21 protein-coding genes are annotated in these 23,219 nt (G+C 63.4%); 9 read left to right on the plus strand and 12 right to left on the minus strand.

What is annotated here, in order from left to right:
- The first annotated feature begins 195 nt into the window (after positions 1-195).
- Both SSA02_RS07335 and SSA02_RS13005 read left to right on the plus strand, forming a co-directional pair.
- Complete coding sequence (locus SSA02_RS07335; protein ID WP_147093433.1) at positions 196-708, plus strand: DUF2721 domain-containing protein; 513 nt, start codon at positions 196-198, stop codon at positions 706-708.
- Positions 709-888: 180 nt separating this feature from the next.
- Positions 889-1,020, plus strand: a complete 132-nt coding sequence (locus SSA02_RS13005) for a hypothetical protein (protein WP_264884119.1) — start codon at positions 889-891, stop codon at positions 1,018-1,020.
- Between the two features lie 240 nt (positions 1,021-1,260).
- On the opposite strand, the gene SSA02_RS07340 is transcribed toward SSA02_RS13005, so the two are convergent.
- The 8 genes from SSA02_RS07340 to SSA02_RS07375 all read right to left on the minus strand — a co-directional run bounded on the left by SSA02_RS07340 (position 1,261) and on the right by SSA02_RS07375 (position 8,289).
- Positions 1,261-2,913: an ArnT family glycosyltransferase gene (locus SSA02_RS07340; protein ID WP_147093434.1), complete on the minus strand. Its 1,653-nt coding sequence runs from the start codon at positions 2,911-2,913 to the stop codon at positions 1,261-1,263.
- An 8-nt stretch (positions 2,914-2,921) separates the two neighbouring features.
- Positions 2,922-3,659: a glycosyltransferase family 2 protein gene (locus SSA02_RS07345; protein WP_147093435.1), complete on the minus strand. Its 738-nt coding sequence runs from the start codon at positions 3,657-3,659 to the stop codon at positions 2,922-2,924.
- Positions 3,660-3,714: 55 nt separating this feature from the next.
- Positions 3,715-4,242, minus strand: a complete 528-nt coding sequence (locus SSA02_RS07350; RefSeq protein ID WP_147093436.1) for a F0F1 ATP synthase subunit B family protein — start codon at positions 4,240-4,242, stop codon at positions 3,715-3,717.
- Between the two features lie 13 nt (positions 4,243-4,255).
- On the minus strand, positions 4,256-4,858 hold the full coding sequence (locus SSA02_RS07355) for a F0F1 ATP synthase subunit B family protein (protein WP_147093437.1): 603 nt from the start codon (positions 4,856-4,858) through the stop codon (positions 4,256-4,258).
- 20 nt (positions 4,859-4,878) lie between these two features.
- Positions 4,879-5,103 carry an ATP synthase subunit C family protein gene (locus SSA02_RS07360; protein ID WP_147093438.1) on the minus strand — a complete coding sequence of 75 codons (225 nt, stop codon included), beginning with the start codon at positions 5,101-5,103 and terminating at the stop codon, positions 4,879-4,881.
- Between the two features lie 60 nt (positions 5,104-5,163).
- The gene (locus SSA02_RS07365) at positions 5,164-5,913 is read right to left on the minus strand and encodes a F0F1 ATP synthase subunit A (protein ID WP_147093439.1); all 750 of its coding nucleotides are present in this window, start codon (positions 5,911-5,913) and stop codon (positions 5,164-5,166) included.
- Between the two features lie 89 nt (positions 5,914-6,002).
- The gene (locus SSA02_RS07370; protein ID WP_246103711.1) at positions 6,003-6,344 is read right to left on the minus strand and encodes an AtpZ/AtpI family protein; all 342 of its coding nucleotides are present in this window, start codon (positions 6,342-6,344) and stop codon (positions 6,003-6,005) included.
- A 118-nt stretch (positions 6,345-6,462) separates the two neighbouring features.
- A complete protein-coding gene (locus tag SSA02_RS07375; protein ID WP_147093440.1) occupies positions 6,463-8,289 on the minus strand; it encodes a chloride channel protein in 1,827 nt (608 codons plus the stop codon).
- 183 nt (positions 8,290-8,472) lie between these two features.
- On the opposite strand from SSA02_RS07375, the gene SSA02_RS07380 reads away from it, so the two are divergent.
- Positions 8,473-9,252, plus strand: coding sequence for an alpha/beta fold hydrolase (locus SSA02_RS07380; RefSeq protein WP_147093441.1), 780 nt, complete (start codon positions 8,473-8,475; stop codon positions 9,250-9,252).
- A 27-nt stretch (positions 9,253-9,279) separates the two neighbouring features.
- Positions 9,280-10,692: a M20/M25/M40 family metallo-hydrolase gene (locus SSA02_RS07385; protein ID WP_246103713.1), complete on the plus strand. Its 1,413-nt coding sequence runs from the start codon at positions 9,280-9,282 to the stop codon at positions 10,690-10,692.
- 101 nt (positions 10,693-10,793) lie between these two features.
- On the opposite strand, the gene SSA02_RS07390 is transcribed toward SSA02_RS07385, so the two are convergent.
- The gene (locus tag SSA02_RS07390; protein WP_147093442.1) at positions 10,794-11,435 is read right to left on the minus strand and encodes a DNA-3-methyladenine glycosylase family protein; all 642 of its coding nucleotides are present in this window, start codon (positions 11,433-11,435) and stop codon (positions 10,794-10,796) included.
- A gap of 189 nt (positions 11,436-11,624) precedes the next feature.
- On the opposite strand from SSA02_RS07390, the gene SSA02_RS07395 reads away from it, so the two are divergent.
- The 5 genes from SSA02_RS07395 to mdoH all read left to right on the plus strand — a co-directional run bounded on the left by SSA02_RS07395 (position 11,625) and on the right by mdoH (position 18,591).
- The gene (locus tag SSA02_RS07395; protein WP_246103715.1) at positions 11,625-12,770 is read left to right on the plus strand and encodes an energy transducer TonB; all 1,146 of its coding nucleotides are present in this window, start codon (positions 11,625-11,627) and stop codon (positions 12,768-12,770) included.
- Positions 12,771-12,777: 7 nt separating this feature from the next.
- Entirely contained in the window at positions 12,778-13,242 is a 465-nt protein-coding gene (locus tag SSA02_RS07400; RefSeq protein WP_147093443.1) for a YbaK/EbsC family protein, read from the plus strand.
- A 568-nt stretch (positions 13,243-13,810) separates the two neighbouring features.
- Complete coding sequence (locus SSA02_RS07405; RefSeq protein WP_147093444.1) at positions 13,811-14,956, plus strand: hypothetical protein; 1,146 nt, start codon at positions 13,811-13,813, stop codon at positions 14,954-14,956.
- A gap of 100 nt (positions 14,957-15,056) precedes the next feature.
- Positions 15,057-16,202: a polysaccharide biosynthesis/export family protein gene (locus SSA02_RS07410; protein ID WP_147093445.1), complete on the plus strand. Its 1,146-nt coding sequence runs from the start codon at positions 15,057-15,059 to the stop codon at positions 16,200-16,202.
- A 49-nt stretch (positions 16,203-16,251) separates the two neighbouring features.
- A complete protein-coding gene (gene mdoH, locus SSA02_RS07415; RefSeq protein WP_147093446.1) occupies positions 16,252-18,591 on the plus strand; it encodes a glucans biosynthesis glucosyltransferase MdoH in 2,340 nt (779 codons plus the stop codon).
- A 53-nt stretch (positions 18,592-18,644) separates the two neighbouring features.
- On the opposite strand, the gene gcvP is transcribed toward mdoH, so the two are convergent.
- The 3 genes from gcvP to gcvT form a co-directional block, all read right to left on the minus strand.
- A complete protein-coding gene (gcvP, locus tag SSA02_RS07420) occupies positions 18,645-21,527 on the minus strand; it encodes an aminomethyl-transferring glycine dehydrogenase (RefSeq protein WP_371859198.1) in 2,883 nt (960 codons plus the stop codon).
- A gap of 64 nt (positions 21,528-21,591) precedes the next feature.
- Positions 21,592-21,957 carry a glycine cleavage system protein GcvH gene (gcvH, locus tag SSA02_RS07425; protein WP_147093448.1) on the minus strand — a complete coding sequence of 122 codons (366 nt, stop codon included), beginning with the start codon at positions 21,955-21,957 and terminating at the stop codon, positions 21,592-21,594.
- An 89-nt stretch (positions 21,958-22,046) separates the two neighbouring features.
- Positions 22,047-23,180: a glycine cleavage system aminomethyltransferase GcvT gene (gene gcvT / locus SSA02_RS07430; RefSeq protein WP_147093449.1), complete on the minus strand. Its 1,134-nt coding sequence runs from the start codon at positions 23,178-23,180 to the stop codon at positions 22,047-22,049.
- Positions 23,181-23,219 lie beyond the last annotated feature (39 nt).

Here is a 23,219-nt window from a genome sequence, read left to right on the forward strand (position 1 = left end):
AACCGCCATCCTGAATATCCAACCCGCATCTTCACCCGGGACGCCCGCTCCGGGACGATCCCCAGGACCGATCCCCAGGGTCGGTCCTCCGGGCCTATCCCCCGGGCCGGTCTTGCATCGAGTGTTGCAGAGTTTTGCCTCGCAGGCCATATCTCCCCCCTCCCTTCTTCCCTCCCTGCAAGGAATGCCGTCCTCATGGCTCTCGATCCCGTCGGGCTCAACGCCCTTCTCGCGCCGGAACCGATCGACAGCGTTGCCCATGTCATTCAGGTTGCTCTCACCCCGGTCTTCATGCTGTCGGGCGTGGCCTCCCTGCTGACGCTCTTCAACACGCGCCTTGCACGGGTTTCCGACCATGTGGAAGAAGTGGCGCATCGTCTGCAGGACCAGACGGACGACCCCCGGGAAACAGCGCGGCTCGAGCGGCATCGCGCGCGTCTGCGTCAGCGCGTCTTTGCGCTGGATTGCGCGATCATGCTGGGTGGGGTCGGCGGCGCCTCGACATGCGGGGCTGCTCTGGCCCTGTTTTTCGGCAGTCTCCACAACAGTCAGACGGTTGCGTGGCTCATCGTCCTGTTCGGCGGCGCGCTGGGATGCACGGTTGCCGCGCTCTCGGCCTTTCTCGCCGATACGCTTCTCGCGTGGCACGGGCTGAAAAGGGACGGTGCGCTGCCAAAGCCCGTTTCCGTCGTCAAGGCAACAAGATAGCGGCTGCCTGTGCCCGCAGCGTAATTTAATTTCTATTTGCGCCGATAAATAAAGAGGAAAATAAAACAGGGAGTGTTCCATGCGCTTCTTGCATTGCTGGAGCGCGTTTTAGGCGATTGTCCCGGTTCGGGTTTGAGCGTTGTTAGCGCAGCCACACACAGACCAAATCAGGAAAAACCAATGTTCTCCGCCGAATTCCTCATGCTCGTCTCTCATCCGCTCAGCGCGCTCAGCGCTCTGACCATGATCTCGTTCATCCCCGTCATTGGCGCACTTCTCGTCGCAACGATCGCGGCCGACCGTACCGCCTGAGTATCGATAAAGTAACGGATTCCTTTCCGGACTTCCCGTTACTTCGTGGACTGCGACCGGGGCGCAGTTCGCATCCTGTTACGGGTCGCCCCGTCTCCGGTTCGTCCTCTCCCCCGGCTTTTCTCTTCCGACAAGCCCGATCATCCCGCGGGCACGCATGCGGGACACCCCACCCGACCGGATTTCCCGGTCCCGCCCTTTCTCCGGTCCCGTGGCCTCTCAGGTCCTTCTCCTGCGCTTCTATCTCTTCATCGGCGCGTAGAGGCCGAGATCCAGATGATGGCCGTTCGAATAGTTGAGACCGTTGACCCGGCCGTACTCGGTCAGATCGTATCCCTGCGCCGTCATGGCCGTCGTCAAAGCGGGCAGGTCCTTGCGATCGACGAGCACCAGCGCACAGGCGTCGTGCCGGCTCAGGAACTCCGCTGCATCCCTCACACCGAGAAACCGCGTGTTCGACCCGGTCAGAAAGGCAAGACTCGGCTCCGAATACGAGACCGAGACGAGAATGCTCTCATTGCAGGGACGGTAATCGTCGAAAAGCGAGGCCGCACGCGGCGCAAGCTGGAGCAGGCCCAGATTGGGAATGACGGTCAGGAAGATCCCGGCATGAATGATGACGGCCGACGCGATCGCCATCCATGCCGCCCGCAGGCGCTGCGCGCGGTAGAGCAGCCAGAGAGCCCCGAGAATGAGGGGGAGCGCACCGAGCGAAGCGATCAGGGATGCCGGTTCGATCCGATGCTCGCTTTTCCACAGCAGAACCGTTCCGGCGACGGCAAAGGCGAGCGAGAGAACGGACCAGAGCACCGCATACAGCCCCAGCAGCCCTCTGGCCCAACCCGCAGCCGGCCGACGCAGGGGCCAGCAGACGAGGCTTGCTGCCGTGAGAAGCGCAATGGCCGGATAGGTCGGCAGGACATAATGAGGGAGCTTGGTCGCTATGGCCTCGAAGACGAGCCAGTGAGGCACGATCCAGCACAGGAGAAACCGTATTGCGGGTTCGCGATGCCGGGCCCAGATGGCCGGCAGCCCAAGCACGAAGAACAGCGAACCGGGCCAGAATGCGAGAAGAAAGACGCCGACATGAAACCCGGGTGGCAGGCCGTGTGCCTGCTGACCATGGCCTATCTTCCCGAGGAAATTGGTTCCGACGGCGCGTGAGAAGAACGTGCCGTGACTGACGACACCGATCGCGATACACCAGGGCGCGACCACTGCGAGGGTGACGAGCCAGCCCCAACGGGGGCGCAGACGCGAGAACCAGCGCGCCTGACGCTCGATCACACGCAAGGCGAGCGGGGTCGCAATGCCGGGAATCAGAACCACAGGCCCCTTGAGCATCAGACCGCAACCCAGGGCGCCCCAGTAGAGCCAGGCGAAACCCACCGGCGTGTCACGCCCCTGCCTGTCATCCATATAGGCGCGCAGCAGGGCCGTCTCGACCAGAAGAATATCGAGCAGCAGCACCGTATCGATCGTGGCCATCCGCCCTTCGGCGGTAAGGAGCGTCGAGACCGCAAGCAGGGCCGCAGCGAGAAGACCGGCCACCCCTCCGAAAAGGGAGGCGCCGAGATAGGCCGTGAGCGTGACGGCGGATACGGCTGCGATCAGGCTCGGAATCCGGTAGGGCCAGGCCACATGACGCTCGCCGCGACCCGAGAAGATCTGCTGCGCCGCCGCCTCGAGCCAGTAGATTCCGGCAGGCTGAAGGTAACGCGGCTGGTCGAGAAAGCGCACATCGACGAAATTGCCGCTCTCGATCATCTGCGCCGAGGCTTCCATATAACGCGGCTCGTCACGATCGAGGGGAACGAGGCTCATGCGTCCGGGAAGGAAGATGAGGAGGGTCAGCAGAGCCACACCGCAATAGTGGCGCCAGGTCAGTGTCATGAAAACCCTCAGCGTTCTGTCACGCGGCCCGGCAGTCTCGTCCTGTTGAGCAGCCACATGACACCGAGCAGGTCCCGGATGCCGACGAGCGCGCGATTGAAATTGGTATATTTGGAGTGACCGTGCAGGCGCGCCCTGTGACGGGTCTCGACACAGATCAGCTCCGCCCCGTAACAGCCGAGCAGTGCAGGCAGGAAACGATGCACCCCCTCGAACTGGGGAATACGCAGGAAGGCCGCACGGCTGAAAAGCTTCATGGGCGCGCCCGTATCGGGGCAGCCATCCTTGAGCAGACGCCGGCGCAGACCGTTGGCGAAACGGGTTGCGATGACCCTGGAGAGGGAGTCGTTGCGCTTGAGCCGGACGCCGACGACAAGAGGTGCTGCGCCGCCTGCGCCCTTCGACAGGGCCTCGGCCCTGTCGAGCATGGTGACGATGACGGAGGGATCGTCCTGACCGTCTCCATCGAGGGTGGCGATCCAGTGCCCGCGTGCGGCCTCGATGCCCGTGCGCAGGGCTGCGGATTTTCCGAGACGCCGGTCATGAACGAGAAGGCGCAGGGAGGGAAGATACGCGTCCCGCGCAGCGAGCAGCGCATCGCCGGTGCCGTCCGTGCTTCCGTCATCGACGAAAACGATTTCCGTATCGGATCGGCTTCCGAAAACACCCGCCAGCTCCGCGCAGACGGGCTGGATGTTCTCCACCTCGTTGAGCACGGCGATGACGACGGACAGACGGATGGTCATGGCTGGAACCGCTCCCGGCTCTCGTCCGGGGCCGGAAACTGGCCCGGACGGGTAATCAGGCCGCGCTCCGATCGCGCGGTCCTGTCTCGTTCGACGCCTTCAATGCGCCGGGCAGATCGCCGATCGCACGATCGAGAAGCGTCGAGGCACTGGCGTGCTCGTCTGCGAAATGCTGAGCCAGCAACGTGCGTGTCGCCTGGATCGCGACACTGGCCGCCATCTCGCGCACCTCGCGAACGGCTGCGCGCTCGGATGCGGTGATACGGTCGCGCGCCATCTGCTCCCGCCGGGCTGCGATGGCCTCTGCCTCGTGGCGGGCACGCTCGGCAATGGCCGCAGCTTCCTCGCGGGAACGCTCGATCAGGGCCCGGGATTCGGCGAGTGCCTGCTCGCGCTCGCGGGTCGCATCCTCGAGCATCTTCTCGGCCTCGCGACGCAGGCGGCTGGCCTCGTCGAGATTGCTCCGCACCTGTTCGGCGCGCGCATCGAGGATGCCGGCAATGGCCGCCCAGAGCTTGCGTCCGAAAATCAGGAAGAACAGGACGAAGGAAACGGCGACATAAAACCGCTGGTCGTGAAACATCGCTCTGGTTTCCTCAGCCTTTGCTGGACGAAAGCCCGGCCTGGACGACGTCCTGTATCCGGGCACGGGAGACGGACGCATCGAGGCCCGCCGGGCGCAGGAGCTTCTCGATGAGGCTCTGTGCGGTTTCCGTCGCTACGGCCGGCAGGCTGGCCAGCGCTTCTTCCCGGGCGCTCGCGATGCGCTTTTCCGCATCGGCGATGTCGGAAACGAGCCGACGGTTCATCTCTTGGGTCTGGGCGTCGGCAGCCATGCGGGCTTCCTGGACCACCCGGTCGATATTGGCCTGAGCCTGCGCCGCAGCATCGTGGCGGGCACGACGCAGCTCGTCGACGGCACGGTCGGCATCGTCACGCGCACGACGTGCGATATCCAGATCGCCCTCGATGCGATTGCGTCTGTGGGTCAGGACCCGGTCGATACGCGGCAGGGCGGAACGACTCAGAATGCCATAGAAGACCGCAAATATGATCGCTCCCCAGACCACCTGCCCGAGAAGCAGGGGGTTCGAGAAGTCGAGCTGCGGCATGCCTGCTGCCCAGGCCCGTCCCGGCACAGCGCCGAGCGCGAGCGCAACGGCCAGCGAGGCAGCGAGATTTCGAGACGGAAGGCGCATGACGATAACCTGCCTTTCGATCAGACGAAGAGGATCAGGAAGGCGATCAGAAGAGCGAAGAGCGCAACGGCTTCCGTCAGGGCGAAGCCGAGCATGCCGAGACCGAAGACATGCGAGCGGGCGGCGGGGTTGCGGGCGATGGAGCTCACCAGCGTGGAGAAGATGTTGCCGAGACCGATGCCGACACCGGCAAGAGCGATAACAGCGATACCGGCACCGATTTCGCGAGCAGCAGAGACGTCCATGAGTCAGGTTCCTTGGTTAATACGACTGAACAACGAGCAAACGTGAGGGGCGATGATCGCTCAGTGCGCCACGGCCTCACGCAGATAGATGCAGGTGAGAATGGCGAACACATAAGCCTGGAGAACGCCCACCAGCAATTCGAGAGCCGTCAGCGCGACGTTGATGGCGACGGGCGCCACGGCCAGCGCAGGCCCGAAAAGTCCGAGACCTGCCAGCATCAGCGTAAAGCCGGCAAAAACCTCGAGAAGAACGTGACCGGCCATCATGTTGGCGAAAAGTCGGATCGACAGGCTGACAGGTCGCGAAAGAAAGGAAAGGATCTCGATCGGAATGAGAAGCGGCGCGAGGAAGACGGGCGCTCCCTCGGGCATGAAATGCGCGAAGAACTTCATGCCCTGCGCCTTCAGGGACGCGAGGATCGACACCAGAAACACGAGCAGCGCCAGAGACACCGTCACGACGATATGGCTCGTGAAGGTGAAGCTGTAGGGAACGAGACCCAGATAATTGCCCGCGAGAATGAAGAAGAAGATCGCGAAGACGAAGGGGAAGAATGCCGTCCCCTTCTCGCCGATCGTGTCCGTCGCCATGTTATGGATGAAATCGTAGCCGATTTCGGCAGCCGCCTGGAGACGACCGGGCACGACGGCAGCAGGACGCATTCCCAGATAGAGGAAGGCCAGCACGAGAACGACCGCGATCAGCATGAAAAGCGGCGACTGGCTGAAGCGAAGCGCCTCGCCGATCTGCCCGAGAACAGGATGAAGCTCGAACTGGCCGAGCGCGTCAATCGTTGATTCGGCGGCCAAGCTGCCTCTCCCGCTACCCTTGCTGATCTTCCGGCGAACCGGTCGATCGTTAAATCCATCACCGTGGCGAGGCCTGACGCGTCATGCGCTCAGACCTGAGCATTCCTGACCGCGCGCCAGACATTCAGCATCCCCGACGCGCCGCCAGCGAGCGAGAAAAGGATCAGCAGGACCGGTTTCGTGCCGCACAGGCGATCGAGCCCGTACCCCACGACCACACCGACGATCAGAGCGGCAACCATCTCGGTGCCGAGCCGCATCGCCAGCCCGAATGCCGAATAATCGGCATTTCCGTCCTTCGTTCCGGTCGCAGCGTCGTCCTTCACGCTCTTGCCGCGCATGCGGGCCTCGGCCTCGGCCAGCCTCCGATCGAAGCTTTCCGCGCCCTTGTCCGTCTGCGAGGAAACGTTCAGGTCGTCCTGTGCGCCCACGAGTCCCTACCTCACTCGCCTCCCTCTCATGAGGGAGTCCTTGGTGGGCGGTTGCTACCCATGAAGCGTTGTTCTGTCAACGTCTCGTCTCGGCATGAAACCGATTTCTTGCCCGGGTTCAGGAGGGTCTGCCGGTGCAGAGGTCGCGCCGCGTCTCTCCCGCCAGCTCCCGACGGGTACGGTCGAGTGCCTCGGCGTAGCGCCGCAGGACGTAACGCTCCGTCAGAAGCCCGATGACATGCCGGGTCTCGAGAGAATCGACGACGACGAGGGCATCTGTCTCGGCCTGCTCGAAGGCGCGCGCGGCATCGCGGATATCCATACCGGGGAGCAGCATCGTCCCCTCGTTCTGGGCGAGCGCTGCAAGCGGCCGGTCCGGCGGGGTGCCGGGCAGATGGATATCGGGCACGAGCACGATTCCGCGATAGCGCCGGTCGGAATCGCCGAGGACGATCTGGGGCGCATGGCCGGGCGGGCACAACTGGCGGGCACGGGAGAGCGGCATCTCCGGCGGATACAGCGTTACGGGCTCCTGCATCATGCGACGAACGCTCAGGCGTCGAAGCCAGCTGACATCCACCGCAGACCGGATCGTCTCGCCCCGCTGGTGGAACCGCCAGGTCGCGAAGGAATAGCCGAACAGCCGCCTTACCGTGAGCAGGGAAAGAATGCTGGCAAGAAGGACCCCGCTGGCCAGGGTCAGATCCGCTGTCATTTCGAGAATGAGGCAGGTCATGGTCATGGGCACGCCGATGATCGCAACGGCCATGGCACTCATGCCCAGAACCGCGCAGGTCGGAGGCGGCAGGGCCCCGGACCACAATGCACCCGGTATCGCCGCCATGAGAGAACCCGCCAGCACCCCGAGATAGAGAGAGGCGAAGAACAACCCACCACGAAAGCCGCTCCCGATCGAGATGCAGGACGCAAGCGCCTTGAACAGCAGGAGCACGGCCAGGGTTTGCAGCGGCACGCCGCCTGCCAGCACTTTCGTCGCTGCGGCATGACCGGCAGAAAGGATCGAGGGCGAATACAGGGCAAGGCCGCCCACCAGCGCACCGCCCAGAACGGGACGCAGGACGGCGGGAGCGCCTGTCCGGCGAAACACGGCCTCGGCGATGGTAACGCCTCTCATCACGGCAATGCCGAGCAGACCGCATCCGATTCCGATCCCGGTCACTGTTGCGACATCCCCCGCCGCGAGCGCGCCATGCGCCGGAAGAGCGAGACTCGCAGTCACCCCGCCCAGAAGCCGGACCGTACCGATCGCCGTGATCGACGCCAGGGCGACCGGGGCGAGATTGACGAGGGAATAGGTGCCGATCACGAGTTCGAAGGCATAGAAGGAGCCTGCGATCGGCGCGTCGAACGCGGCGCCGATCGCGCCCCCGGCGCCGCAACCGACCAGAATCCTGAGATCGGCCCTGCGGACGCGAAACAGCAGCCCCGCCCGGGATCCGAACGCGGCCGCGATCTGCGAGAATCCCGCCTCCAGCCCCAGAGAGGCCCCGCATCCATTCGACAGGAATGTCTGGAACGCCACGATGGCGCTGTCGCGCAGGGACATGCGTCCCCCATGCAGGGCATTCGCCTCGACCGGATCCACGGGACGGTGGGAGAAATGCCTGGACAGAAAGAGGCCGAAAAGCCCGAGAACGAGGCCGCCCAGGGTGGGCACCAGCAATGTCCTGACGGGATCGAGGCTTTCGAGACCGGAAAGACGCCCGTCATTCTGGAGGGCGTAGAGCACCCGATGCGCCCAGAGCGTTGCCCGCGTGACGACCCAGACGCTCAGCCCGGCCAGAACCCCGACGCATCCCGCGAGCCCGGTCAACCAGATTTCATTGGATCGGACGAGCGCGCGCACATAGTACGGAGCATGAACCACATGCCGGAACCGTTTGGCAGTTCTGGGGAACCTCGAAGTCACGGAAGATCCAGACATGGCTTTAAAGACAGGCGCGAGACGAGGCCCTTATGATCGTTCCGGCTTGCCGCAGGCAACAGAAAACCCCAGAGTTGACGTCCTGCCCGGAACGCCCGCTCCGGTCAGAAGCGTGGCCAGTCCGGCCCGGGCACGCCCTCTGACCCGCATCTCTTCTTTCCGTGACACAAGGATTTCCTGATCGTGCAGCTCAACGTCATCGAACGCCTTCCGGCTCAACCGGGCGGACATCCGCCGGTCGTGTTCCTGCATGGCCTTTTCGGACGCGCGCGCAACATGGGATTCCTGCAGCGTCAGGTTTCCAGAACCCATCGCACCCTCGCTCTCGATCTGCGCAATCACGGGGACAGCCCGCACGGTCCGATGGATTATCCGACCATGGTCGACGACGTCGTCGAGACCCTGCGCGCGCATGAGGCGCTTCCGGCCATCGTCATCGGCCACTCGATGGGCGGCAAGCTCGCGATGATCCTGGCATTGCAATATCCGGAACTCGTCGCCGGGCTGCTGATCGGCGACATGGCACCGGCGCGGACGGGATACGGACAGGCCGCTCTGGGCGAGGCGATGCTCCATGTCCATTTCCCCGATCAGCTCGATCGCCAGCAGGCCGATCAGCTGCTCGCCAGGACCATTCCCAATCGCAGTGTCCGCGACCTGATGCTCCAGAACGTCCGGCTCGGAACCGAGCCGGGCTGGCAGATCGGCCTGCAGGACATCGTGAACGCAATGCCCAATATCGAGAACTGGCCCTATATGCCCGAGGGCTATGTCTATGACGGACCGACCCTGTTCCTCAGGGGAGAGCATTCTCCCTATATCAGCCGCGATCACGAGCCGGTCATGAGACGGCTCTTTCCGCATTTCCGTCTGGAGACCGTGCCCGATGCGGGGCACTGGCTCCATGCCGATAATCCCCGTGTCTTCTCCGACCATATGCTCGCCTTCATCGAGAGCATCTGACCCGATACCGACAAGCAAGACCTGCCCATGATCCGACGCGCCGCACTGGCTTTCCTGCTCGCTTCCGTGATGGGAGGCATCCCGTTCCGGGAGGCCGCCCGCGCGCAGCCTCTGCCTTCCCTCACGCAGGAGGGACTCGAGGCCCTGACGCTGGCGAAGGAATCGATCTCCCTGCGTTCCGTCGCGGGTCCTGGCAACCGGACACCGGATGTAGCGGGCCTCTACCGGCGTGCGCTCATTGCGGGCGGCTTTCCGCCGGGCGCCATTGCGATCGCCCGGGTCGGCGATACGGCCTATCTCGTTTTCCGCTGGGCCGGGCAAACGCACGGCCTCAAGCCGCTGGTGATTTCGGGCCATATGGATGTGGTGGCGGCAAACCCCGCTGACTGGACGCGCGACCCCTTCACGCCGATCGTCGAGGAAGGCTATCTTTACGGGCGGGGGGCGACCGACATGAAGCTCAGCAATGCCCTCGTCATCACCGCGCTCGTCAATCTGCACCGGCATGGATACAGGCCGCGCCGCGATATCGTTCTCGCTCTCTCCGGCGATGAGGAGACCGCCATGGTCACCAGCCGGATCCTTGCGGAAAAACTGCACGATGCGGGCATGGTGCTCAATATCGATGTCGGCGGAGGCACGCTGGACGAAAAAACGGGCCAGCCCCTCTATTTCGTCTGGTCAGGCGCGGAAAAGACCTATGCGGATTACCGGCTGGTCGTGACCGATCCCGGCGGCCATTCCTCCGAACCGCGCGCGAGAAACGCCATCGACGTTCTGGCACGAGCGCTCATCAGGGTGGAGACACATGAATTCACGCCCGAGCTCAACGCACTGACCCGCAGTTATTTCGTCAATGCGGCACGCCTCTCCCCGGCACCGCTCGCTGCCGCCATGCGCGCCTTTGCGGCAAGCCCGGGCGATCGCAAGGCGATCGCGACCCTGCGGGCCGAGCCTTCCCTGACCGGCATGATCGGAACGACCTGCGTCGTCACGACCGTCAGGGGCGGTCACGCCCTGAATGCCCTTCCGCAACGCGCGGAGGCGAACATCAATTGCCGTATCTTCCCCGGTCACTCGCGACGTGACATCCTGCACGAACTCTCCGCTGCCATCGGAGACGGGAGCGTGAAGATCACCGATGAAACGGCGAATTCCGTCGAGACGGATGCATCGCCTCTCGACCCCGTTTTCTCGTCGGCGATCTCGGAAGCCGCCGATGCGGCCTTCCCCGACGTGCCGGTATTTCCCGGCATGAGCGCAGGTGCGAGCGACAGCATGTGGTTCCGCCAGCGCGGCGTGCCGAGCTACGGGGCGAGTCCGATCTTCATCAAGGCGTCTGACAATTTCAGCCACGGTCTCAACGAGCGCAGTCCGCTTTCGACCATCACGCCCGGCATGCATTATTTCGAATCCCTGATCCCGGCCCTGTCACGCTGAGCCACACGCTGAACCACGCGACGAACGACGCGCAGAACGACACGCAGAACGACACGCAGAACGACACGGGCGGCTGCCCCGGCATCGGACCGGCGTGACCCTCAATCCCCTGTCAGCGCATTCCTGACGGATTTCCCTTCCTCGCTCAGCCGCCAGAGATACCACGCCAGAGCCGAGCGGAAGGGAGAGAAGCGCTCGCCTTCCGCTCGCAGGGCGGCAGGCCGCGGTGGCGTATCGAGCCCACGCAGCTTCTGCCAGCCCGCACGGACCCCGAAATCATCGACGGGCAGGACATCCGGCCGGTCCAGGGTGAAGATCAGCATCATTTCGATGGTCCATCGTCCGATCCCGCGCAGGGGAAGCAGGCGGGCAATCAACATCTCGTCGCTCATCCGTGCCGCCCCGGCGAGATCGGGCACGATCCCGTCTTGCGTCGCCCGGGCAAGCCCGCGCAGGGCCATGTATTTCGCAGCGGAGAGGCCGCACCCCCTGAGCGCATCTTCGGAGAACGCGAGAAGCATTTCCGGTTCCGGCGTTGTCCCGCCCGCAAGCGCACAGATACGCGCAAGGATCGCCTCCGCCGCACGGCCATGAAGCTGCTGGCCGACGATGGCCCTCACCAGCGCCTCATAAGGCGTTTTCCCGTCGCGCCCTCTCAGGCGACACGGGCCGATCCGCGCGATGAGCGCGGCAAGATCCCGGTCCTGCGAGAGGCAATCGTACATGCCCCTGTCCTCGGTCATGAAGGCTCTCCCTCCGGAACGCTGCCGCGTAACGTTCCGATGCTTGGCAAGATGACGGCTCCAATGCCATGATAGCGCCAATTGCCCGATCATGTCGCCTTGTGGAGCTTGCCTTCCTCCCCGGTCGTGTGGCGGCGTGTGGTCTGATTCTCGACAGGTGTTCTTCTGAAACGCGCCCAGCCCGCCGATATGGACCCGCTCGCGACCAACGCGGTGCCCCCAGAGGGGAAGCGCACCCGTAACGAGCCGTCACTTTTCGCCACGCCCCATGCGCCGCCGCGTACTCCCCCGGTCATGCGCGGCGTGCGCGTTCCGCTGCGCCATTACGAGCCGAAAACGGACGGAACGCACGCGCTCCGTCCCGCGAGCGCATCGCTCATCCGTCCGCAGATCCTCGAGGATCCCGGAGTCGTCACGGTTCTCGTCGCTTCGGCCCTGGCCCATGCGCTCCTGATCGGGCTGCTTCTTTACGAGGGCGCCCATCATGCGCATGGCCTGCCCGACGGCATGGAAGCGCCCCAGGTCGAAATGATGTTCGCCCCTCCGTCCAGAAGCGGTATGGCGGGCCCCCATACGGACTCGCCCGGAGGCGAAGAGACCCCCTCTCCCGCAAAGGACTCCCCGTCGAACGGCGCAGCCGCGCCGAGCGATGCGCAGAACCGGCCGGGAGAAGAGGAATCGGCGCCCACGCCTGCCATGCCGACACCCACGCCGCCAGCGGCCCCCCCTGTGCCTGACGGTCCATCGACCGAGATTCCCAGGACCGATACCGATCGCCCGGTCTCTCCCGGCGTGGCCAAACCGGGCCGGAAGACGCGCAACAACGCGCATGGCCATCGGGCAAGCCGCAAGCCCAGCCCGAAACATGCGGATAATCCGTTTGCGAACATGACGACGCTCGATTTCAGCGAGGCGCCTTCGACCCCGCGTCGTCGTCGCGGCCATCGTGGCGGATCGGGCGGCCCCATCGACATGTCGCTCGGCCCGCTCTCGACGAACGGCAAGATCAACGCTCCGTTCATGACGCGCAACTCGATCAGGGGTGTGAGCGACGATTACGGAACCGAGATAGACAGGTGGATCCGGGCCCATCTCTACTATCCCGAAGATGCGATCCGCAACGGAGAAGATGGCCCGTCCTCGGTCCATGTCGTGCTCGACCGATCGGGCCGCGTGCGCTCGGTGCGCCTGACCGGCCAGTCGGGCTCGTATTCGCTCGATGCCGCGACCACCGGCATGTTCCAGAACGCGCATCTTCCGCCCGTCCCGCCGGACATGAAGGGGGATCACTTCGATATCGATCTGACGATCAATTATATCCTGATCAGACGATGAGGGCGTCATGAGTCTCGAATCCGTCAGGGCGGAACTCGCCCGGATCGCGCCCGACCTCACGATCGTGGATGACGGTCGCAGCACGGCGACCGTGCTCGAGGCCGCTGCCGTCCACGGTGTCGCACCCGACCAGATAGCCAAGACCCTCTGTGTCGAGGCCGGCGGCCGGATCGCACTCGTCGTGATGGCGGGAACGGCGAAGCTGGATAACCGGCGTGCCCGGGAGGTTCTCGGTGGCAAACCGCGCTTTCTCGGGGCCGAGGCAGTGATGGACGCGACCAGTCACCCCGTCGGCGGCGTCTGCCCTTTCGGCCTCCCCTCGCCTCTGCCCATCTATTGCGATCTCTCGCTTCAGGCCTTCGGAGAGATTATCCCCGCGGCAGGTGCGGTCACCGCATCGATTCGCCTGTCGCCGTCCAGACTGATCGCCCTGACAGGCGGCGTATGGGTGAATGTCCGACAGGCGACCTGAGTCCGGATAATCCGGTATGCCGTAACCGGTAGTCTGCCCGATCGGGCGCACGCCGACAGTTTCGCGCGCGCCAATATCGCCCGGCGAAAGGCGCTTCCCCCGACGGATGGGAAGCCGAAGCCCCGGCGCTACCGATGACACGGAGTCGCATCATACCGCCCGGCTCCTCCCGAAATCGGAAGACCGCCGGGCCAGACGAGAACACGACCTTGTTGCAATGAAAACCCGTCAAACCGGACACGCATACAAGCAAGTCCGGATCTCCGAGCTACATTGGAGATATTTTCTGAATTTACTATCGCACGCTATATGGGTTTATTTACACAATATAATATATTTAGGATATTTATCAAAATATCTAAATTTATCCGAATCACTATTCTATCTATTGCTTCCTGCACATTCGATCATTAACCGGCAGCGAGAATTGGTCGCTTATTTGTCGTGTCGGTCAGTTTTCACGAAGAGCGCTATCCCCTTGCGCTTCAGGACGAGCAGTTTTGCCGCTTCCGGAGTGGATACCGAACGAAACACCACTGCCGCGATCCCAGGAACAGGATTGTCCGAATTGTCCAGCAGCAAGAACAAGGTGAATATCGAGCCGCAGTCCAAGCTCCGTGCGTTTCCGGCGCTCGTCCAGAACGGTACGGGCCCCGTCGCGTCCAGACCGAAACCGCTCTGGAAGTATGCGCGTTTCTGGAGTCTGTTCGGAATTCCGAATCTGTGCGCGATCACCTATTTCGGCCTGATCGCCTCTCCCGTCTATGTATCGCATGCGTCCCTCGAAGTATCCGGATCGGGGAAGAGTAGCGAGACATTGACGTCGCTTCTGAGTGCCGCTTCCGAACCGTCGGGAGGCGGCGCCTATGTCGTGCAGGATTTCATAGCGACACCTGACGAATTCGCGCGCGTGAACCAGAAGTTCGATCTGGCGAGACTCTACGGACGGTACGATTTCATTCGCCGGTTCGGAAGCTTCGGGAGCTGGTTTTCACGCAGCGACGTCTCGTTGTGGGATGCCTATCGGAAAGCGACCGAAGTTGCGATCAGCAAGAGCGGCATCGCGCAGATCATGGTCAGTGCGCCCTCACCCGAGGATGCGCACGCCATTGCCCTCTTCATCCTGACGGATACCATCGCGCATATCAGAGAGCTGAACAGCCGCGAAAACGAGGATTATACGCGGGCCGCAAAACTGCAGGTCGATACACTCGAGAAAGCCCTGCAGGACGACGACCGGAACCTGCAGACCTTCCGATCCGCAACGGGGATATACCATCCCGATACGTTCTATACGGCGATGATGAATCACAGGACGGAATTGTTGCTGAAGCGACTGGATACGTCCGCCAAGATCGCCGGCCTGCTCGGAGCCACGCCGAACAGCGCAGCCGCAAGCGCTTTCCGGTCGCAACTCGACATCGTCGAGACCATGATCTCCGACGCCGATTCCCGTCTGCGAGACATGAATGGCCGATCGTCCGAATTCGCAGCCCTCGAGACACGGCACGAAATCGATGCCCGCCTTCTGGGTGAGGCACGGACCGCATTGCTGCAATCGACGATCAAGGCGAGCCAGGATCATTATTACATCCATCAGATCGGCTATCCCTCGAAACTCCAGGGTGCGGAATATCCCCATCGCATTCTGAGCATTCTGCTCGTCCTCGGATTGAGCGCCCTGCTCCTCGCTATCGCACGTCCGACACGCTGAACCGCCCCTCGAGGCGAAGAGGCCTCGTATCGGCCGGACGCTTCCTCCCGGACTTTTTCCTCCCCCTCCAGCACTGACCTCATCGTCAGGAGTTTTCCCCATGCGCGCGACTGCGTTTCGCTCTCTCTCCATGTTCTCCCTGCTCGCTGCCCTCGGCGCCTGCACGCTTCCCGAAGCCGGTCCGTCTGTCGCTGCCCTCAGGAAGACGGCGGATGTCACGCTCGTCCCCGCGACGCGCGCGCTCGTCGATGCTCTTGCGCGCGATGCTGCGATACGCCGCACTACGCGCCTCGAGAACGCGCTGAGCGCCATCAGGGGCACGGGAGGTCATGTTCACGATCATCGTCTCGGTATCGGCGACACGGTTCATGTCAGCCTGTGGATCTTTTCCCAGGGCGCCGGACAGGAGGGCGATGTCAGCTCTGCCCCCGGGCCGACCGTCACCGATATCGGAACGTTTCCGGTGGCAAGCGACGGGACGATCACGCTTCCTTATGTCCGCAAGGTCAGGATCGTCGGACTGAGTGTTCCCAGAGCGCAGGAGGTTCTCACCGACGCCTACAGGCGTCTTGGCACCATGCAGAATCCCGCAGTGGCCCTCACCTCGGGACCTGCGACCGGCGCATCGGCCGATACGGATGGAATCATCGTGACCGGAGCGACCGGTCATCCGACGATCCTGCCGTGGAATGCGGGCGGCGTTACCATGGCACGCGCCCTCACCACCGCGATGGGCGACGGTACCACCGTTTTCGGTGCGCAGCACAATGCAGCAGGTGATCATGCCGATGCATGGGTGAGCGTCTCGCGCAACAACCGTCGTATCGCCCGCCTCCCCATGCTCGAAGCCCTCGAGCAGGACATTCCCCTGCAACCGGGCGACCATCTGATCGTACGGCGCGATGCCAGCGTACGGATCACCATGCTCGGTGGCGGGGTTTCGCATAATACGCTTCTCGGTTTTTCGGAATCTCCGACACTCGTACAGGTCGTCGCCGCAGCGGAAGGGCTGAACCCGAATACGGCGAACGATCGCGAGATCTTCGTTCTCCGGAAAAAAGGAAACGGCGCGCGTCCGTCTCTCTACAGTTTTCCCATGAACAGCGGCGAAGGGCTGATCACGGCACAACGCTTCCCGGTCGAGGACGAGGATATCGTATATATCGGAGAAGCGCCGATCGTCCCGGTCGAGCGGGTCATTACTGCCTTCCTCCAGCTCGGCCTCATCGCTGCCGTCGCCCGTTGACCTATCTCCAATCGCCCTCGACGAGACTGGATCAGCACCGGTGGAACGCATGCCCGACTACACACATTACCTGATCGAGGGCGGGGTCGATCCTGTCGATGCCGCCCGGATCGGCCCTCTCATCCGCAGTCAGGACGATCTCCGGGAATGGCTCGACAGCCATTATCCCGACGAGCAGCATCCCGCTCCGGACCGGCTGCCCATCGGCGCGCCTCCCATGGAGACGCGATGGAAACGCAATATCCGGAGCATGTTCCAGCGCATGCAGAGCCGGGGGGCTCCTGTCGGCGCCGCGCCGGACTGGATCAGGGTCGCAGAGAGACGGCGGCTGAGAGCCAAACTCGCCACATTGCTGACGACCTTCGTCATGGTCTGGCTGACGGCCACGACGATGAAATTCCAGATCGACCAGCATACCCGGCTCGGGCAGAGCCTTTATCTGGTCTGGAGCGTCCTGAACGCCATCATGATCTATCTGATGGTTGCCAGCTTCTACAAACTGGTCATCGGCAGCTATCATGCCGCCCGGGGACCGGAAAAGAACCCCCATCACCCCATGCATACGGCCCGGGATCCGGAACCCGAGGCGCGGGTCGCCATCATCTATCCCGTCTATCACGAGGATGCGGCTGCCGTGGCCGCCCGCCTCGCGGCGGCCTGGGTGACGCTGACCGAACACGCACCCGAACACGCACATCTCTACGATCTTTTCCTGATCTCGGATTCGCGGAAGCTGGAATACTGGGTGGCCGAACAGGCCGCGGTCTACAAGCTGCGCAAGCTCTACCCGGATGCACGTGTCTATTATCGCTGGCGGCCATCCAATCACCACGCGAAGCTCGGCAATATCGTCGATTTCTGCCGCCGATGGAGCGGTCGATATCGCTATATGTGGATGATGGATGCCGATTCGCTGATGGACGGCAAGGCAATCCATACCACCCTGCGCATGATGGAAGGCAATCATCGTCTGGGTATTCTGCAGACCAATCCCAAACCGATTCTGCGCAGCAGCATTTTCGGCCGGATGCAGCAATTCACGTCCCATATATGCGGCACGGCGTTTTCACACGCTATGACGGCCATGCATATGGGCCACGCCTCGTATATCGGCCATAATGCGATGATCAGAATGGAGCCGTTCGTCAGACATTGCATGCTCCCATCGCTCGAGGGATCCGCTCCCTGGGGCGGCAAGCCGCTCTCCCATGACATTCTGGAAGCCGCCATGATGGCCAGAGCGGGTTATGAAGTCTGGTTCCTTCCCGAGATAGAGGGCAGTTACGAGGAAATTCCCTCCAATCTCGGGGCATTCCTGCAGCGTGAGCGACGCTGGATGCAGGGCAATCTGCAGCATATGCGCTTCTTGCTGATGGACGGGATCACCGGGCTGCATCGCGAGACGTTCTTCACGGGCGTGATGGGATATCTCACCTGCCCGATCTGGTGCGTGTTTCTCCTGATCGCCTTGCATAATTCCACCTCCTTCCTGAGATCGGGCCATATCGCGCCGCAATTCATCACCGCGATTGAACTCCCCGCACTCATGCTTCTCGGTGCGACGATCATCTTCCTTTTCCTGCCGCGTCTGATTGCCATCGGCACGCATATGAAAAGCAGCAAGGCGAAGCGCTATGCAGGACAGGACAAGATCATCATCTCGACCCTGATCGAGGTCGTCTTCTTCTTCTTCATCTCCCCCGTGATCATGGTCTGTCTGAGCCGCTTCTTCTGGCTCTGGCTCCGTCGCAGCACGATCTCATGGGGAACCCAGCAACGCGACGACGCCGCGACACCGTGGAAAGACAGCTGGGCGCAATTCGGATGGGTCAGTCTCACCGGCCTCGCTCTGGCAGGATATGTGCTTTTCCAGATCAACCGGATTCCGGAGCAGCAGATCGCCATGCTTGCCGCGATCTCGAATCATCGGCTGACGCCGATGTCGATCCTGTTCTGGTTCATGCCCCTCATCCTCGGGCTGACCCTGAGCCCGCTCCTGGTCCGCCTCTCTTCGGAGAGCCATGGCTGGATACGCAAGGCGGGGCTTTTCTGCATTCCGGAGGAGCTGGACGAGCCGAGGGTCATTACCCTGATGCATGATGCGCTCGCCTATTTCCGCACGCAGATGCCCGACCCCGAGGATCGCGATGCGACCCTGTCCTATGCCGTATCGAGCCCGTTTTTCTATCTGAATCACCGCCCGCACACGCGCAGCAAATCCCATATAGGGGACCGGCTCAGAACGAAGATCTCGGATGAGTTTCCCGTGACCATCAGCGAGTTTCATCACGCATTGCGCGAGCGCAGCTGTTTCGATGAACTCCATCGACGCTTCGGCCTGCAAAGCGTCGAGAACCGGGCGTCCTGTCCGGCCCCTCTCACGGAGTAGCCCCCCCCCGGGGGAAAGAGGGGGGGGCGAGCGTCTGCCGGGGGTGTCGTGCGCTATTCGGCGGCTTCGGCGTAGGAGGTCGTTTCCGGGCAGGCGCATACGAGATTGCGATCGCCCCAGGCATTGTCGATCCGGTTTACCGGCGCGAAATATTTCACGCGATCCATACCGCCGGGAAACACGCCCTGCATCCGGTCATATGCGCGATCCCACGAATCCGTCAGATCGGCGGTGGTGTGCGGCGCATGACGCAGCGGGCTCGCCTCCAGAGCGATCGCGCCGCTCTCGATCGCCGCGATCTCGCTCCGGATCGCGATCATGGCATCGCAGAAACGGTCGAGTTCGCGTTTGCCTTCCGACTCGGTCGGCTCGATCATGAAGGTTCCGGCAACAGGGAAGCTGACGGTCGGAGCGTGGAAGCCATGATCGATCAGGCGTTTCGCGATATCGTCCACCGTGACTCCGGCAGCCTCCTTCAACGGACGCAGATCGATGATGCATTCATGCGCCGTGCGTCCCTTGCACCCGCGATAGAGCACCGGATAATGCCCCTCCAGCCGCGCTGCGACGTAATTGGCATTGAGAATCGCCGTCTCCGTCGCCTGACGCAGCCCGTCATCGCCCATCATCAGCACATAGGCCACGGAGATGGGCAGGATCGAGGCCGAGCCGAATGGTGCCGCGGAAACCGCATGCGCGTCGCCTGCTTCGGGACGTCCGGGCAGATAGGGCGCGAGATGGGCCTTGACGCCGATCGGTCCCATTCCCGGACCGCCACCGCCATGCGGGATGCAGAAGGTCTTGTGCAGATTGAAGTGGGAGACATCGGCACCGTAATGACCCGGACGCGCGAGGCCCACCTGGGCGTTCATGTTGGCGCCGTCGAGATAGACCTGCCCGCCCGCCTCATGCACGAGATCGCAGATCTCGACGACAGCCTCCTCATAGACGCCATGCGTCGAGGGATAGGTCAGCATGAGGGCCGCGATCCGCCCCTCATGCTGGGCGATTTTGCGACGGAGATCGTCCAGATCGACATTGCCCGAGGAGTCGCAGCCCACGACCACCACGCGCATCCCGACCATCTGGGCCGAAGCCGGATTGGTCCCGTGCGCCGAGGCCGGAATCAGACAGACATCGCGCTCCGTCTCTCCCCGGGCCTTGTGATAGGCCCGGATGGCGAGAAGCCCGGCATACTCACCCTGGGCGCCCGAATTCGGCTGGAGCGACACGGCATCGTATCCGCTCACCGCACAGAGCGCGTGTTCGAGAATCCCGAAAAGCTCATGATACCCCCGGGTCTGCTCCGGCGGCGCGAAGGGATGAAGCGCTCCGAATTCCGGCCAGGTCACGGGAATCATCTCGGCAGTCGCGTTGAGCTTCATCGTGCAGGAGCCGAGCGGGATCATCGTCCGGTCGAGCGCCAGATCCATATCCGACAGACGGCGCATGTAACGCAGCAGGTCGGTTTCGGAACGATGGGCGTGAAAGACTTCGGCCGTCAGGAGAGCGCCCTGCCTGCGAAGCGAGACCGGGAGGGTGTTCTGCGCCTCGAGACCCGATTCCAGCGCGGCAAGACGCGCCTCGTCAGGACAGAAGCAACGCCATAGCGCCTTGATGTGAGCGGGTTCCGTCGTTTCGTCGCACGCGATACCGATCCGGCCATCGCCCAGATCGCGCAGGTTGATCCCGACCTTCCGGGCGCGATCGAGCACCAGCGCCGCCGATTCGCCGGCCTGCACCGTGATCGTATCGAAAAACGCGCATGTCTCGACCCTGACGGCCAGGGCCCGCAGCCCCTCCGCCAGGATGGCGGCAAGGCGGTTCACCCTTCCGGCGATCGCCCGCAGTCCTTCGGGACCGTGATAGACGGCATACATGGAGGAGATGACCGCCAGAAGAACCTGTGCCGTGCAGATATTCGACGTCGCCTTTTCGCGGCGGATATGCTGCTCGCGGGTCTGAAGCGCAAGCCGATAGGCCGGCGCACCGCGACTATCCCGCGAGATACCGACAAGACGCCCGGGCATGGTACGCTTGTAGGCGTCACGGACGGCCATGAACCCTGCATGGGGGCCGCCGAACCCCATGGGAACGCCGAAACGCTGCATAGAGCCGATCGCGATATCCGCGCCGAGCGCTCCGGGCGCCTCGAGCAGGACGAGCGCAAGCGGATCGCATGTCATGGCAACGAGCGCACCCTTTTCGTGCAGCGCTTCGATCACGGGGCGGAAATCGCGCACCGCGCCCGAGCTTCCGGGATAGGAGAGAAGCGCGCCGAACACGCAGGACGGATCGAGCTCGGTTTCCGGATCGCCCGTCCGGATGGTCCAGCCCAGCGGTTCGGCCCGGGTGCGCAGCACGGACAGGGTCTGCGGATGGGTATCGGAATCGACGAAAAAGACGGTCGCCTTGTTTTTCGCATTGCGCTGGGCAAGCGCCATGGCTTCGGCACAGGCGGTCGCCTCGTCGAGCAGCGAGGCATTGGCGATATCGAGCCCCGTCAGATCGCAGACCAGGGTCTGGAAATTGAGAAGCGCCTCGAGACGGCCCTGGCTGATTTCGGGCTGATAGGGCGTATAGGCCGTATACCAGGCCGGATTCTCGAGAATGTTCCGCTGGATGACCGGCGGGAGCACCGTCCCGTAATAGCCCTGTCCGATCATCGACTGCATGACGACGTTCCGCCCGGCGATCTGCCGCAGGCGGGCCAGAGCCTCGGTCTCCGTCATCGCCGCACCGATGCCCGACGCCCTGCGGTCAAGGATCGCGGAGGGAACGGTCTGTTCGATCAGCGCATCGATACTCGCGACGCCAAGCGTCCCGAGCATGGCGTCGATCTCGTCGGCCCGGGGGCCGTTATGGCGCGAGACGAACCGGTCGGCGTCGTTCGCCGGCCAGAGCGCGTCGTTACGGGTGGGGGCGGTACGGGTCACTGGGCGTCTCATCCTCGTCAGGAACGGGGCGATAGCGGGGTGGAGGCGCCACCCCGGATCATGGTCAGAGCGAAGCCTTGTAGGCGTCGGAATCGAGCAGGGATTCGAGCTGTGCGGAATCGCTGATCCGCAGCTGGAAGATCCATCCCTCCCCTTCCGGGTCGGCACCGATCAGCGTCGGCTCTTCCGACAGGCGGGTATTGAACCCGGCCAGAACGCCACCGACCGGCGCGTAGATATCGGATGCGGCCTTGACCGATTCCACGACGGCGGCAGCGTCTCCCTGCGACAGTTCCGTGCCTTCGTCCTTCGCCTCGACAAAGACGAGCTCGCCCAGCTCCTCGGCGGCATGCGCCGTGATGCCGACGGTCGCGATATCGCCGTCAAGCCGGAGCCATTCATGCGAAGGCGTGTAATAGGTTGTGCTCATGAGCGGATCTCTTTGTCAGTTGAAGCGGATTACGACCGGATGCCGTCCGGCGGATGCGGACGGTAACGGGGAGCGGCGCTCCTGCGGGCTCAGCGCTTGAACCCGGGAGGAACGAAGGGAAGGGCACGGATCTCGACCGGGACCAGACGGCCGCGCAATGCACCGAAAAGCGTCGTGCCGACCGCGGCATGCGATGTCGCGACATAGCCCATGGCCACGGGAGCGCTCACGCTCGGGCCGAATGCGCCAGAAGTGACATGACCGACTTTCTCCCGTCCTTCCGCATCGGCAAAAAGCTCGGTGCCGGCACGGATCGGCGCACGCCCCTCCGCCGCAAGCCCGACACGCAGGCGACCGACCCCCTCGCGGGCCTGGGCCATCACGATATCGGCGCCGGGATATCCCCCTGCCCGGACACCGCCCTCGCGCCGGGTTTTCTGTATCGCCCAGCCGAGCGCGGCCTCGAGCGGGGTCGTCGTCTCGTCGAGATCGCTGCCGTAGAGACAGAGCCCTGCCTCGAGACGCAGGCTGTCGCGCGCACCGAGACCGACAGGGAGAACGCGCTCATCGGCCAGAAGCGCCCGGGCGATCTGTTCGGCGTGATCTGCCGGGATACCGATCTCGAATCCGTCCTCACCCGTATAGCCAGACCGGGTCACCGTGCAGGGAATGCCATCGATATCGGCCTCGATCGCATCCATGAACCGCATGGTCGCCGCCTCGGGGCAAAGCTCGGACAGGACATGGACCGCCTCGGGGCCCTGGAGCGCGAGAAGCGCCCGATCCGCCAGCGTCTCGATCACGAGACGATCGCCCAGCCTGTCCTGCAGCAGGGCCGTATCCTGCTCCTTGCAGGATGCGTTGACCACCACGAACAGCCAGTCGCCCATATTGGCAACCATGAGATCGTCGCGGATGCCGCCTCGCTCATTGGTCAGGAAGCCGTAACGCTGACGATTGGCGGCAAGGCCCGCCAGATCGACCGGAATGAGGCTCTCGAGCGCCAGCGCGGCCTCCGTACAGCCTCCAACCCGCGCCGTGATCCGCAGCTGCCCCATATGGGACACGTCGAACAGGCCTGCCTTGTTGCGCGTGTGGAGATGTTCCGCCATCAGCCCCGCATTGTATTGCAGGGGCATCGCGTAACCGGCGAACGGCACCATGCGGGCACCGAGCGCGCGATGAAGGGCATCGAGCGGGGTGAGAGAGAGAGCGTCGGACACAGGGTGGACTCCCCAGGGACAGGAAACGAGAAAAATCGT

It is taken from the genome of Swaminathania salitolerans (assembly GCF_007988945.1).
Lineage (GTDB): Bacteria > Pseudomonadota > Alphaproteobacteria > Acetobacterales > Acetobacteraceae > Swaminathania > Swaminathania salitolerans.

Coding starts and splice junctions, on each gene's coding strand:
- SSA02_RS07355 (WP_147093437.1), bottom strand. CDS start 4,858: ATGCGCCTTCCGTCTCGAAATCTCGCTGCCTCGCTGGCCGTTGCGCTC.
- SSA02_RS07345 (WP_147093435.1), bottom strand. CDS start 3,659: ATGACCATCCGTCTGTCCGTCGTCATCGCCGTGCTCAACGAGGTGGAG.
- SSA02_RS07395 (WP_246103715.1), top strand. CDS start 11,625: ATGGACCCGCTCGCGACCAACGCGGTGCCCCCAGAGGGGAAGCGCACC.
- mdoH (WP_147093446.1), top strand. CDS start 16,252: ATGCCCGACTACACACATTACCTGATCGAGGGCGGGGTCGATCCTGTC.
- SSA02_RS07385 (WP_246103713.1), top strand. CDS start 9,280: ATGATCCGACGCGCCGCACTGGCTTTCCTGCTCGCTTCCGTGATGGGA.
- SSA02_RS07335 (WP_147093433.1), top strand. CDS start 196: ATGGCTCTCGATCCCGTCGGGCTCAACGCCCTTCTCGCGCCGGAACCG.
- SSA02_RS07350 (WP_147093436.1), bottom strand. CDS start 4,242: ATGTTTCACGACCAGCGGTTTTATGTCGCCGTTTCCTTCGTCCTGTTC.
- SSA02_RS07390 (WP_147093442.1), bottom strand. CDS start 11,435: ATGACCGAGGACAGGGGCATGTACGATTGCCTCTCGCAGGACCGGGAT.
- gcvH (WP_147093448.1), bottom strand. CDS start 21,957: ATGAGCACAACCTATTACACGCCTTCGCATGAATGGCTCCGGCTTGAC.
- SSA02_RS07410 (WP_147093445.1), top strand. CDS start 15,057: ATGCGCGCGACTGCGTTTCGCTCTCTCTCCATGTTCTCCCTGCTCGCT.
- SSA02_RS07360 (WP_147093438.1), bottom strand. CDS start 5,103: ATGGACGTCTCTGCTGCTCGCGAAATCGGTGCCGGTATCGCTGTTATC.
- SSA02_RS13005 (WP_264884119.1), top strand. CDS start 889: ATGTTCTCCGCCGAATTCCTCATGCTCGTCTCTCATCCGCTCAGCGCG.
- SSA02_RS07340 (WP_147093434.1), bottom strand. CDS start 2,913: ATGACACTGACCTGGCGCCACTATTGCGGTGTGGCTCTGCTGACCCTC.
- SSA02_RS07400 (WP_147093443.1), top strand. CDS start 12,778: ATGAGTCTCGAATCCGTCAGGGCGGAACTCGCCCGGATCGCGCCCGAC.
- SSA02_RS07375 (WP_147093440.1), bottom strand. CDS start 8,289: ATGTCTGGATCTTCCGTGACTTCGAGGTTCCCCAGAACTGCCAAACGG.